Below are 12,742 nucleotides of genomic sequence, written 5' to 3'. Positions count from 1 at the left end.
CAGCCGAGTTCTCGACCAGCCGAGTTCTCGACCAGCCGAGTTCTCGACCAGCCGAGTTCTCGACCAGCCGAGTTCTCGACCAGCCGAGTTCTCGATCGGTGGCCCCGACCGCCCGGTTCTTCGGCACACATGCGCACCGCGCCCTCTAGCACGGCTACGTTTCACGTGGAACGTCCATGGAGCGCGAGGCGGTATCGGCTACCTCATCGATCGCCTCGCGTGCGTGTCGACGGCCCGGAGGACTTCGCTCACCGGTCCTGCGGACGGCGCGCCGCAATCGCAGTGCCCCGCGACTCGGGGGCAATGGCGAAGAGGGCTATCGCGCGGGGCACCGCTCGCACATCACGAGACCGAGTGGCCACGCGCAGGGAGCGGCATGTTCCACGTGAAACGTCGCGCCCCAGCGGCCCGTACCAGCAAGGGCACGGTGTTTCACGTGAAGCGGGCATCCTCCCAGCGCCGCCGGGGAGCCCCGGGCATGGTTGAGGAGTGGGACCGCGACAGACGCCGGAGTGCCGAAAGCTCCAGCAACTCCGCGAGCCATCCGCGCGCAATCCTGCTTCCGTGAGAGTGCCGCACACGCCGCTCAGGCGCCGTTCGGGACAGAACGCGCCACCCCGCGAACCGCCCGGCGCAGCACTCGGGGCCGTGGTCGTCGTAGGACGAGCATCGTGTGGCCGGGATTCATCCACCGAAACCCGCGCATGACGGCATCGGACGGCCGCACGGCGGCCTGACGGGCAGGCGTCAACGGCGCCGTCGACGGAAGAGATCAGCGTCAGGTTGGCCGCCTCCCCGGACGCGTCGCTCGACGGGTGAACCGTGGAGCTCATTCCTGCCAAGCATCGCAGTTCCTCGAATCGGCGTCGCGCGACCCGGAGAATGCCCGACATCGGTGTGCGGGGAGGCGGCACGACCGCTCGTCAGGAAGCGGGGCACGCTGCTTCGGAGCGGGCTCCGAGCCGTGACCTCTGCAGCGTTCGACCAGCAGGTAGACCTGATCGCTTCGCGCACACGTGGTCGCTCGCCTGCAGGGGCAAGATCGGGCGACCGACACGCGGCGCGACATGATCGGGCAGTCCGGTCACCTGTTCACGCAGTGGCGAGGACAGATGGCCTCAAGGACACGAACACGATGGCCCGACGTTCGGGGGGCCCGCCGCCCTCATCACGTGACCGCGCGACGGAGGGATCGCCGAGGACTCAACGCCACTTCTCCCACCGTGCGATCGCCTCAGAGGCCGCTGCCGCGTCGCCGAGTCGGGTCCATGCCGGCCACGGTGGACTCTCGACACGGCCCGTCCAGGTCGGGCGGACCAGTGCGAACGTCTCGTCGACGAGCCTGACGACGACGTCGTCGGTGGACCGGAACCGGGCCTCGACACCTGCGATCTTGCCCGCCAGCTCGTGGTCGGGGCTCAGTTCCAGGTCCATCTCGCGGAGCACCGCGTCACAGTTTCGCTCCGAACGTCGTCCCGAGCCAGGACAAAGCCACCATTCGCCCGAGAGGGTGAGCGCAGTCATGCGCCGATCGTGCCCTCTCGCCAGTGAGTCGACACGGCGCGTCACCTCACGTATCGCCCGAGGGACCGGCGCGAACGACGAGGATCGAGGGCGGCCGGACGAGCCGGGCGGTCGTCGACGACGAACCGACGTTCCACGTGAAACATGGCGTGCCGTCGAGTATGGCGGCACGCGACGAGGCTCAGTGGCGCACGTGGGCGTTGACGAGCGAGCGGTAGAGATGACCCAGGTCGAGGCCGGCAGCGCGCGCGGCCTGGGGGAGGAGGGACGTCTCGGTCATGCCCGGTGCGACGTTGACCTCGAGGAACTGCACGACGCCGTCCGGGTCGAGGATGACGTCGGTGCGGGACAGGTCGCGCAGGCCGAGCGCGACGTGTGCCCGAACCGCCACCTCGCGGACGACGGCCAGCACGTCGTCGTCGAGGCGCGCCGGAGCGAAGTACTCGGTCCGGCCGGGGTTGTACCGCGCGTCGAAGTCGTACGGGCCGGTCGTGACGATCTCGACCGGCGGCAGCGCCTCCGGCCCCTGACCGAGGTCGACGACGCTGACCGCGAGCTCCACGCCGCGCACGGCACGTTCGATCAGGGCGACGTCGCCGTAGGCGAAGCAGTCCACCATGGCGCGCGGGAGCTGGTCGGCACGCTCGACGAGGGTGACGCCGAGCGCCGAACCGCCGTGCGTGGGCTTGATGACGAGAGGGAGGCCCAGCCGCGCGACGACGGCGTCCAGGACGGGCTGGGCGCCGAGCTCACGGAACAGACTCTGGGGGAGGGTCACGTACTCGGGCGTGCACAGGCCTGCACCCAGTACGACGCTCTTCGCGACGGGCTTGCTCCAGGCCGCGCGGCTCTCCCGCGGCCCGGTGCCGACGTACGGCACACCGACGAGCTCGAGCACGTCGCGGATCGATCCGTCCTCACCGCTCGCGCCGTGCAGGAGCGGCCACACCACGTCGGGACGGGACGCGGCGAGGAAGGGGAGGAGATCGGCGTCGACGTCGTGGACGGTCACCTCGAGGCCGGCGGCGCGCAGGCTTTCGGCGACGCGGCGTCCCGACCGCAGCGAGACCTCGCGCTCGTGGGAGAGGCCGCCCGCGAGGATGGCGACGTGCCCGCCCGGGGGGACGGCGTCGTCAGGACGAAGAAGGTGAAGGTGCTGGTCAGGGCGCTGCGTGTCGGTCTTGGCTGCGGTGGCAGCCTCGCCCGTGGCCGCCGGGGTACCCGTGGTCGTGTCCACTGTTGACGGACTCCTGTTCGGTGCCGGCATCGCCCGGTGAGGGCCGCCTCGGCGTCGTGGTGAGGTGCTTCAGGCCAGGTTGGGCGAGGGGTTCTCGACGTCCGTGACGTCGGGGTCGAGCTCGGCGTTGGTCCCGAAGATCTCGACGAGCTCCTGCTCGGCGTTGACGACCCCAGCGAGGCGTCGGACTCCTTCACGGATCCGCTCGGGGGTCGGGAAGCAGTAGGAGAGGCGCACGTGGCTCGAGCCGGTGCCGTCCGCGTAGAAGGCGGTACCCGGCACGTACGCGACGCGTGCGGTGACGGCGCGGGGGAGCATGGACCGCGCGTCGAGGCCCTCGGGGAGCTGCACCCACGTGTAGAAGCCGCCGTCGGGCACGGTCCAGCTCGCTGAGGGGAGGTGCTCGGAGAGCGCGCCGATCATGGCGTCTCGGCGTTCCCGGTAGAGCTCGCGGAACTGCTTGATCTGACCCTTCCAGTCGCACGTGTCGAGGTACGCGGCGATCGCGAGCTGCGAGGCGTTGGAGGGACACAGGATCGCCGACTCGCTCGCGAGCACGAGCTTCTCGCGCACGGCGTGCGGCGCGACCACCCAGCCGACCCGGTACCCGGGCGCGAAGGTCTTGGAGAACGACCCGAGGTACAGGACGCCGTCCTCGTCGAGCGAGCGGAGCGCGGGAAGGGTCTGCCCGTCGAAGCCGAGGAGGCCGTAGGGATTGTCCTCGATGACCAGGACGCCGTACCGCTGCGCGATCTCCAGGATGCGCGGGCGGCGCTCCGCGGCGAGGGTCACCCCGGCGGGGTTGTGGAAGTTCGGCACGGTGTAGAGCAGCTTGACGCGGCGACCGTCCGCGGCGAGCCGGGCGAGCGTCTCCTCGAGCGCCTCGGGGACGAGACCGTGCTCGTCGAGGGGCACGTGCACGACGTCCGCCTGATAGGAACGGAAGACGCCGAGGGCTCCCACATAGCTCGGCGCCTCGGCGACGACGACGTCACCGGGGTCGACGAAGATCCTGGTCACGAGGTCGAGCGCCTGCTGCGATCCCGTCGTCACGACCACGTCGTCGGGGTGGCACTCGATGCCCTCGAGCCGGACGACGTCGAGGATCTGCTCACGGAGCGTCTCGTCGCCCTGCCCGGAGCCGTACTGGAGGACCGTCGCGCCACGCGTCGCGACGAGGCGCTGCATGGTGTCGGCGATCTGGTCGAGCGGGAGTCCTTCGAGGTACGGCATGCCGCCGGCGAGCGACACGACCTCGGGGCGGTTCGCCACCGCGAACAGGGCCCGGATCTCCGACGCTCGCATCCCGTGCGCTCGCTCTGCGTAGGCACCGAACCACGGGTCGAGGCGGGTGCCGCTGGGAGCGGGCTGCTGCGGGGGAGGTGTCGGTCCAGTCACGACCCCCAGTGTGGCACGGTGCATCGGGGGATCCCGTGAAGACGCCGGAGGGCGGACCGCGGTGCTCGCGGTCCGCCCTCCGGGGCGGTGGACGGGTGAGGCTCAGACGGCCGTGGCCAGCACGGCGTCGATCTCCTCGGTGAGCGCGCGCTTGGGGCGCGCCCCGATGATCGACTTCTGGAGCTCGCCGCCCACGTAGACGTTCAGCGTGGGGATGGACACGATGCCGTAGGCGCCGGTCGTCTCGGGGTTCGCGTCCGTGTCGAGCTTGGCGATCTTGATCTTGCCGCCGTACTCCTCGGCGAGCTCTTCGAGGATCGGCGCGACCTGGCGGCACGGGCCGCACCACGTCGCCCAGAAGTCGACGAGGACGGGGACCTCGGACTCGAGGACCTCGGCACGGAAGGTGTCGTCGGTGACCGGAACGGTCGGCATGGTGACCTCCTGCGGTAGGACTCGGTGGTGTGTGGACGGTCGCTGCGTCAGGCCTGGAGCTCGGCGAGCGCCTCGGGCAGCTCGTCCGGGTTCGGCGTCGCCGGGGTGCCGACGAGGTCCTCCAGGCCGGCGGCGTCGGCGAGCTCGGTGAGGTAGCGCTGCGCGTCGAGCGCCGCGGCGCAGCCGGAGCCCGCCGCCGTGATGGCCTGGCGGTAGGTGTGGTCGACGGCGTCGCCGCACGCGAACACGCCCTCGAGGTTGGTCGCGGTGGTGCGCCCGACGACCTGGATGTAGCCCTCGTCGTCCAGGTCGATCTGCCCCTTGACGAGCTCGGTGCGCGGCTCGTGACCGATCGCGACGAACAGGCCGGTCGCGGGGAGCTCGCGCTCCTCGCCGGTCACGGTGTCGCGCAGCGTCACCGCCTCGACCTTGTTCTCGCCGCCGATCGCGGCGACCTCGCTGTTCCAGGCGAACTCGATCTTCGGGTCGTTCAGGGCACGGTCGGCCATGATCTTCGAGGCGCGCAGCTCGTCGCGGCGGTGGACGAGGGTGACCTTGTCCGCGAAGCGGGTGAGGAACGTGGCCTCCTCCATCGCCGAGTCACCGCCGCCGACGACGGCGATGTGCTGGTCGCGGAAGAAGAACCCGTCGCACGTCGCGCACCAGGACACGCCGCGCCCGGACAGGCGCTTCTCGTCGTCCAGGCCGAGCTCGCGGTAGGCGGACCCGGTGGCGAGGATGACCGCGCGGGCGCGGTAGGTCTCGCCGTTGCCGGTCACGACGGTCTTGACCGGTCCCTCGAGGTCGAGCAGCGTGGCGTCGTCCCACTCGATGCGCGCGCCGAACCGTTCGGCCTGCTTGCGCATGTTCTCCATGAGGTCCGGGCCCATGATCCCGTCGGGGAACCCGGGGAAGTTCTCGACGTCGGTCGTGTTCATCAGCGCGCCACCGGCGGTGACGGAGCCTGCGAGCACGAGCGGGGCCAGCCCCGCACGCGCCGCGTAGATCGCCGCGGTGTACCCCGCGGGACCGGACCCGACGACGATCAGGTTCTGGACGGCAGACTGCTCGGTCACGTGCTCTCCTCGGTGCTCGGTGCGTGGCGGCCGACCACGCGAGAGTGTGAACGCCGCCAGGGCGGCTTCTGTTCCACGGTACGGGTGTTCGCGACGCTACGGCGACCAGGCGCACGGTGCGCGCGCCGTCCACGCACCGCGGCGCGGACGGTCCCGATCCGTGGGAGCCCGCCCACCGGTCGCGGCGGCCGGTGGGCGTCAGGAGACGAGGATCTCGTTGATCTCCGCGCGGAACTCCCCGGAAGGGTTCTGTGGCAGCTCGGTGAACCACAGGACGATCGACTCCGCCTCGACCGGCTGGTCGAACGTGAATTCCACGCCGGGAGCGAGCGGTCCGGAGGCGAGGACGGTGCCCTCGGTCGGGGCGTCCGGGCTCGTGGCGCGGATCTCGACGTTGCCGCCCGTGACGGCGGTGTCGAGCACGACCGTCGAGACCGGTGCCTTCTGCTCGAGCGTGACCGAGAACCCGATCCCGGAGCGCAGGCCGGCGAAGTCCGCGGCGTTGTACCGGCGCGAGAACCAGGTCGTGTCGGGCTTCTGGTCGTAGGCGAGCGGTGCGAGCTCGGGGTGCTCCCCGTCGTTGTTCCCGGAGGCGTCGCCCTCGGGGTCGAGGGCCTGGCCGGACGCGATCACGGGCCGGATGTCCGTCGCCGGGGGGGCCTGCTCACCCTCTGCGGTGCCACCGTCCCCCTCGGACGTGGCCTCGGACCCGTCGCCGGTCTCCTGCTCGCTCGTCTGCAAGGGCGGACGGAAGCCGTCGAACGCGGTGCCCACCGCCCAGACGACGCCCCAGACGACGATGCCGAGGACGAGCACGAGGACGATCGGGGTGGCGTTGAACCGGCGCGGGCCTCGCCGTCGCGGTGCGGGCTCGCTCCAGGCCTGCGGTGCGTCCGTGGTCGGGGGCACGGGCGGTGGCGCGGCTGCGTACTGGACGGTCGCGGTCCCGACGTCGTAGCCCACCGGGGGCGGCGGGACCGCGTACGCCGCGGTCGCGGGGTCCGGCGCGGGCGGCGGGACCGATGCCGTGGCGCCGGTGGCGACCCCGGTGGCGTACGCGACGCCGGGACCGGCGGAGCCCGGCACGTCCCCCACGCGGTGGATGCGGCCCGTCGTCGGGCGTCGGACCGGCGGCGCCGGCGGCGGCGTCCCCGGAGGCGCGGTCGTCGCGCCGTCGAACGCCGTGCGGACCGACTGGCGGCTCACGCCCGCCGTCGCGGGCTGCACGAACGAGGGCAGGGCCGCGACGACCGAGACCTCGCCCCAGGGCTCGACCGCGCCGACGACGTCGGCGGGGGAGCGGGGCGCGTCGCCGGCAGGCGGCGCCGTCCACTCCGCCGCCGTGCCGTGCGTGCCCGCGAAGGCGCGCGCGCAGAGCGTGTCGAGCTCGGTGGGGACGTCGGGGCGGACGGCCGAGAGCGCGAGGACCTCGTCGCCCGCGCGCTGCGCCGGGAGGGGGTGGATGGCCTCGGGGGCGATCCAGGGGACGTCCAAGGACGGTCCGGCCCAGCGCGCCGTCATCGCGTAGTAGAGGAGCGCGACGAGCCCGACGGCGTCGGTGCGCGACGTCTGGTCGGCGTCGTGCTGGTCATGGCCCGCCACGCCCGCGTCGAGGCCGAGGCCCGTGAGGAGGACGCGGCTGCCGTCGACGCGGAGCGCGTCGGGGCGGAGCGCGAGGTGGTGCACCCCCCGCCTCCGGGCGACCTCGAGCGCGGCCGCGGCCTCGCCGACGATCGCGCGCGCCTGCTGCGGGTCGACGATGCCGCCCGCGACGACCTCGCTCAGCGTGATGCCCGTGTAGCGCTCGGTCACGACGTACGCGACGCCGTCCTCCGTCCCGACGTCGAGGACGCGCGTCAGGCGCGGGTCGACGACGAGCGCGGCACGCCGGGCGGAGTCGAGGGCGTCGGCGACGTGCGCGCCGGAGACCAACGAGATCCGGACGGGTCGGTCGAGGATCTGGTCGTGCGCCGACCATGCCGTGACGTCCGACAGGTCGGACGCGAGCTGCTCGTCGAGCCGGTAGCGCGCGACGAGCAGTGTTCCTGGGGCCACGCCGTTCACCGGACCTCCTCCGTGGGACTCGTGGTCGACACACCATGGTACGCGGGCCCTGATTGCCCGCGTATCACCCGATTGGTTCTCGGTGGGCACATGCCGCTCATCGCCGCACGAGCCGGCGGACGCGGCCCACGATCGGACCGGCGAGCTGGTCGAGCTCGCGCACCCGCATGAGCTTGAGCCCGCCCGCGTAGACGAGCGCCATCACGGCCCCGGCGACGGACACCACGACGACGGCCTGCCACCACGAGAGCCCGTAGATGCCGTCCGGGCCGTCGCCGGTGACGACGACGAACCCGCGCAGGACGCCCCAGCCCGCGACGGCGCTGACGAGCGCGGCGAGCCCGGCCTTGACGTGCAGGCGCAGGATCCGGGCGCCGTCGAGCCCCCGCAGCGTGCGTCGCAGCCCGACCGTGCGCAGCGCGACGGCCACGAGGTTGGACAGGCTCATCGCGAGGCCGATGCCCACGACCCAGAGCTGGGGCGCCAGGACCTGCGTCGCGAGCCAGGAGACGCCGACGAGCACGAGCGTGCCCGGCACCTGGATCCAGAAGACGGTCCGGCCGTCCTCGAACGCGTAGTAGACCCACTTCATGAGCACCATGCCGCCCAGGGGGACGAGCCCGAGCGCCATGGCGCGCAGCACCTCGGAGACGGCCTCGCCGGACGCGGCGTCGACGGAGGGGACGAGGAGCTTGGTGATCGGCAGGGCGAGGACGACCAGCACGACGGTCGCGAAGACGGTGAAGACGCCGACGGTGCGCACGCCGCGCGAGAGGTCGTGCCGGACGCGCGCCAGGTCGCCCGCGTGGGCTGCGGCGCTCATGCCCGTGAAGAGCGCCGTCGCGATCGACACCGTCACGAGCGAGTGGGGCAGCAGGTAGATCATGAGCGCCTGCGTGTAGGCGGCGTTGCCCGCGACCGCGAGGGCCCCCGAGAACGCGTCGGGCGCGCCCGTGATCAGGCCTGTGACGGCCCCGAGGGTCCCGGGGTCGTCACGGTAGGGACCGAAGGTCTGCGCCAGCGCCGCGCGGGGCGCCTCGCTCGCGAAGCGTGTGGTGAACAGGACCCCGACCTGCTCGAGGAGGACGGCGGCGAACGTCCACAGCGCCACCTGGCCGGCGGACCGCAGCCCGATGCCGTGCAGGCCGAACCGCAGGTGCCAGCGGAAGCCGGCCCGCCACAGCGGGACCACGAGGATGAGCGCCTGCGCCGCGACCCCGAGCGTCGCGGTCCCTGCGAGGAGCGCGATCTTGGATCCGTCCCACTGCGTGAGGTCGTCGACGTTGCCCACCGCCGCCGGGCCGTAGATCGCGATGAACGCCCCGAACCCGACGATCGACACCACGTTGTTGAGCACGGGCGCCCACATGAACGGGCCGAACTGGCCCCGCGCGTTGAGCACCTGCCCGAGCAGGGTGTACAGCCCGTAGAAGAAGAGCTGCGGCGTGCACCAGAAGGCGAAGGCGACCGCGAGCGACGTCTGCGGCGCCGTCCACCCCGGCCCCGTGTAGAGCGCGACGAGGATGCTCGACCCCGCGGTGAGCAGCGCCGAGAGCGCGACCAGCACGACGCCGGAGAGCGTGAGCAGCTTGTCGAGCCGCTCCTGCGTGTTGTGCGCGCGGTAGGCGCGGACGATCTGCGGCACGAGGACGGCGTTGAGGACGCCGCCCGCGAGGATCGCGAAGAGGACGTTGGGGATCTTGTTCGCGACATCGAACGCGTCCGCGACCAGGCCCGTGGTCCCGATCGCGGCCACGAGGAGGACGTTGCGCACGAGGCCGAGCCCGCGCGAGACGAACGTGCCCGACGCCATGAGCGCGGACGAGCGGCCGAGCCCGCCCGTGCGGGGGGCGGGCGCCTCCGTGGCGCCGGCCTCCGCGGTCTCGTCCGGGGTGCCGGGCGCCGCCGGGTCGCCGGGCAGCGCCCCGGACGGGACGACGTCGCGCGTCGTGCCGGGCCGCGTGCCGTGCCCGGCGCCCGCGGGCCGGACGTGGCGGGGCTGGTCGGGGCTCACTCGACGCGCTCCTCGTCCCGGCGGGCGGGCGGCGTGGGCGGCTCCTGTGCGTGCGCCCGGTCCTGCGTGGGCGGCGCCGGCTGGTCCGCCGTGGCGCCCGCCAGACGGCGGGGCGAGCGACCCCGGCGCACGGTGCGCCAGATACCGGCGACGAGCGTCAGCGCGAGGAGGACCGCGATGACCGCGGTGCCGACCGACTCCCAGTCGGCGCGGACGCGCACGATGAACTCCTGCGGCTCCGCGACGCGGACCTGGGGCTGCGCCGCGCTGACGAGCTCGACCTCGACCGTGACGTTCCCGCTCCCGAATCCCTCGACCGGAACCCCCACGCTCGTCTCGGTCGCCACCAGGTCGCCGTCCGCGTCCCGGGTGGCGGCCGGGATCGTCACCGTCCTGCGCTCGGGGGCGCGCAGCCGGGGGTCGTCCGGCCGCAGCACGACCTCGACCGTCGCGTCCTGATCGAGGGTGCTGCGCACCCGGACGGGGAGGTCCTCCTCCTCGGCGACGAAGAGGAACGGGGCGCGGGTCTGGACGGACAGGCTTCCCTGGACCGCGGTGGACTGCTGCTCCGCGTGCTGGACGGCGAGCGCGCGCGAGGGCTCCGCTGCGCGGAACGCGACGGCGGTCGGCGTGACGAAGCCGGGCTCGAGCGGGCGCGTGATCGTCGTGGGGTCGGCGGCGACCGTCGCGAACGCGGCGAGGTCCGTGCGCGACCGGTCGAGCGCACGGAGCTGGGCGACGGTGATCTCGCCCTCGGGGGCGGCGGAGTCGGGGAGCGGCGCGCGCTCGACGGCGGGCGGCGCCGACGCCAGGAGGTCGTCCACCGGGGCCAGGTCGACCCAGGCGGCCGACCGGAGGGCGTCGAGCCGCGCCGTGAAGAGCGTCGGCTCGGCCTCCCAGCTCCGGGGCAGTGCGACGACGACGTGGCGCTGCTCGGCCGGGCGCTCGCGGGCGATCACCGCGGTCTCGGCGAGGATCCGCTGCGTCGCGGTGACGCCCGACCCGTCGCCGGCGGACAGGAGGGCGGTGAGCACCGCGTCGGCGACCAGCGCCTTCACGGGGCCGGCGGCGGTCGCGACCTCGGCGACGCCGGACGGCGTGTAGGTCAGCGACTCGTCCGGTACGAGCCCGCCGGGACCGACGACCGTCGCGGACGCGCCCGACGCCGCGGCGAGCGTCGTCGTGGCCAGGTCGGGGACGGCGTCACCCGGCCAGGCGAGGTCCGTCCGCCACCCGGACGCCGGGTCGGTCGGCTCGCCGGACTTCGCGCTCGTGGCCTTCGTGCCGTCCGTCGTCGCGTCGTCGTCGGTCGTCAGGTCGGGTGCGGTGGGGAGCGGGGTCCCCGCCGGCAGCGCGAGACCGGCGTGCGCGAACGCCGCGACGTCCGGGTCGTAGGCGCGCAGCGCGAACGTCGACCGGCCCGCCGAGCCAGCGCTCACGGCGTCGGCCCAGCCGTTCACCGCCGGGTCGGCCGCGGCCGCGGCTGCGGCGAGCAGCGCCGGGTCGGCGACCCACGCGACCTCCGGCGTACCGCCGGTCGCTGCGAGCAGGCGCCCGAGGCGACCGTCCGTCCCCATCGCGGTGGAGAGCGCGTCGTCGTAGGCCTGCGGGTCGGGGTCCACCGGGGGACCGGTCATGGCGGCGACCACGCTCAGGCGCAGCGGGGTCACCTCGCTCGACGGCTCCCACAGGACGAAGGTGCGCTGCACGGCCAGGCGCGCGCCGCCGTCGGACACCGTGAGGGAGATGCCGCGCGGTCCCCAGTCGCTGCCTGCGTTCAGGTTGAGCTCCGCGACCGTCGCGGTGAGCGTGACCTCCGCGCTCTCGCCCGGCGCGAGGGGGGCCCCGAGGCCCTGGCTGGTGACGCCGACCCCGACACGGCCGTCGAGCCCGGTCGTGGTCCAGCTCTCGAGCGCCGACCGGGTGCTCAGCACGCGCCGGTCGACGCCGAGCGCCACCTCGGGCGCCCCGAGCGTCTCCGCGGTCCCGTTGGTCACGCGCGTGGTGACGGTGAGGGTGGCGCCCGGACCGAGGACGGTCGGCTGCAGCGAGGACACCTCGAGCGTCACCGCGTCCTCGGTCTCCGTGGCGGCACCCGCCGTCGTGCCCTGGGGCGTGGCCGCCGCGGCGAGGGACCCGCCGAGGACGACGCCGACGGTCAGGACCAGCAGGACGACCAGGGCGACGAGGAGGCGAGCGGACCTGCCGAGGAGCGGGGCCGACGCGGCGCCGCCGAGGCGCGCGCCGCTGCTGGGGGAGGGCGTCATGAGTGGTCGGTCGAGCTCCGTGGGGCGGGCGGTGCCGGGCCGCCGCGGCCGTCGTGCGGACGGCCGGGCGAGCGGACGATCGTCCGGGTCACCCTACTCTCGACCACCCCGTGGAACCGCGCCGGTCTGCCCTCGAGGACGCTCTGCGCGACGACGGCGATCCGGCGCTCGTTCGGGTAGGCGAGCCGGTCGGGCAGGTCCGCCACGGGGATCCACGCGACGTCCTCGGCCTCGCCGTCCGGGTCGCCCTCGACCGTGAGGAACCCGCCCGTCGCGCGCAGGAGGAAGTGGTGCACGACCTTGTGCACGCGGCGGTCGTCGCCGGTGAACCAGTAGTCGATGACGCCGAGCGGCTCCTGCACCGCTCCGTGGATGCCCGTCTCCTCCGCGATCTCGCGGACCGCGGCCTGCTCCGGCGTCTCGTCGCCCTCGAGATGGCCCTTGGGCAGGCACCACTCGAGGCGCCCGCCCCGGTTGCGCCGCGCGATGATCGCCGCGCACAGGTCGCCGCCCGCGACCGTGACGACGAGCCCGCCGGCCGAGACCTCGTCGACCACGGGCAGCGGCGGCGGCGCGGGGGCCGGGCGCGAGCGCGGGTCGATGCGCAGCGCGTGCCCGCCGGGCGGGGCGGGGACCGGGAGAGGCTGCCCGCGACCGCTGTCACGCCCGCCCACCGGATCCCTCCGGGGCTCGTGGGCGTGCGCAGGGGTGGACATGTCCCAACTTT

General features: G+C 73.6%; 9 protein-coding genes. All 9 read right to left on the bottom strand.

Annotation, left to right across the window (positions count from 1 at the left end):
- Positions 1 to 1,203 precede the first annotated feature (1,203 nt).
- On the bottom strand, positions 1,204 to 1,524 hold the full coding sequence (locus JOE63_RS01400; RefSeq protein WP_157759519.1) for a hypothetical protein: 321 nt from the start codon (positions 1,522 to 1,524) through the stop codon (positions 1,204 to 1,206).
- A gap of 181 nt (positions 1,525 to 1,705) precedes the next feature.
- Entirely contained in the window at positions 1,706 to 2,626 is a 921-nt protein-coding gene (locus tag JOE63_RS01395) for a D-alanine--D-alanine ligase family protein (protein ID WP_307840287.1), read from the bottom strand.
- A 204-nt stretch (positions 2,627 to 2,830) separates the two neighbouring features.
- On the bottom strand, positions 2,831 to 4,183 hold the full coding sequence (locus JOE63_RS01390; protein WP_087470419.1) for an aminotransferase-like domain-containing protein: 1,353 nt from the start codon (positions 4,181 to 4,183) through the stop codon (positions 2,831 to 2,833).
- 78 nt (positions 4,184 to 4,261) lie between these two features.
- Entirely contained in the window at positions 4,262 to 4,594 is a 333-nt protein-coding gene (gene trxA / locus JOE63_RS01385; protein ID WP_204538530.1) for a thioredoxin, read from the bottom strand.
- A 47-nt stretch (positions 4,595 to 4,641) separates the two neighbouring features.
- On the bottom strand, positions 4,642 to 5,670 hold the full coding sequence (trxB, locus tag JOE63_RS01380; protein ID WP_087470417.1) for a thioredoxin-disulfide reductase: 1,029 nt from the start codon (positions 5,668 to 5,670) through the stop codon (positions 4,642 to 4,644).
- Between the two features lie 198 nt (positions 5,671 to 5,868).
- A complete protein-coding gene (locus tag JOE63_RS01375; RefSeq protein WP_204538527.1) occupies positions 5,869 to 7,734 on the bottom strand; it encodes a protein kinase family protein in 1,866 nt (621 codons plus the stop codon).
- Between the two features lie 97 nt (positions 7,735 to 7,831).
- Complete coding sequence (murJ, locus tag JOE63_RS01370) at positions 7,832 to 9,748, bottom strand: murein biosynthesis integral membrane protein MurJ (protein ID WP_307839889.1); 1,917 nt, start codon at positions 9,746 to 9,748, stop codon at positions 7,832 to 7,834.
- On the bottom strand, positions 9,745 to 12,015 hold the full coding sequence (locus JOE63_RS01365) for a DUF6049 family protein (protein ID WP_204538524.1): 2,271 nt from the start codon (positions 12,013 to 12,015) through the stop codon (positions 9,745 to 9,747). Before JOE63_RS01365 ends, murJ begins: the two co-directional genes overlap by 4 nt.
- Entirely contained in the window at positions 12,012 to 12,731 is a 720-nt protein-coding gene (locus JOE63_RS01360; protein WP_087470413.1) for an NUDIX hydrolase, read from the bottom strand. Before JOE63_RS01360 ends, JOE63_RS01365 begins: the two co-directional genes overlap by 4 nt.
- Positions 12,732 to 12,742 lie beyond the last annotated feature (11 nt).

Origin of the sequence: Cellulosimicrobium cellulans, from assembly GCF_016907755.1 — a bacterium.
In the GTDB taxonomy this organism is placed as follows: domain Bacteria; phylum Actinomycetota; class Actinomycetes; order Actinomycetales; family Cellulomonadaceae; genus Cellulosimicrobium; species Cellulosimicrobium cellulans_D.
The sequence above is the reverse complement of the archived record's forward strand: the minus strand, read 5'-3'. Positions and strand labels throughout refer to the sequence as shown.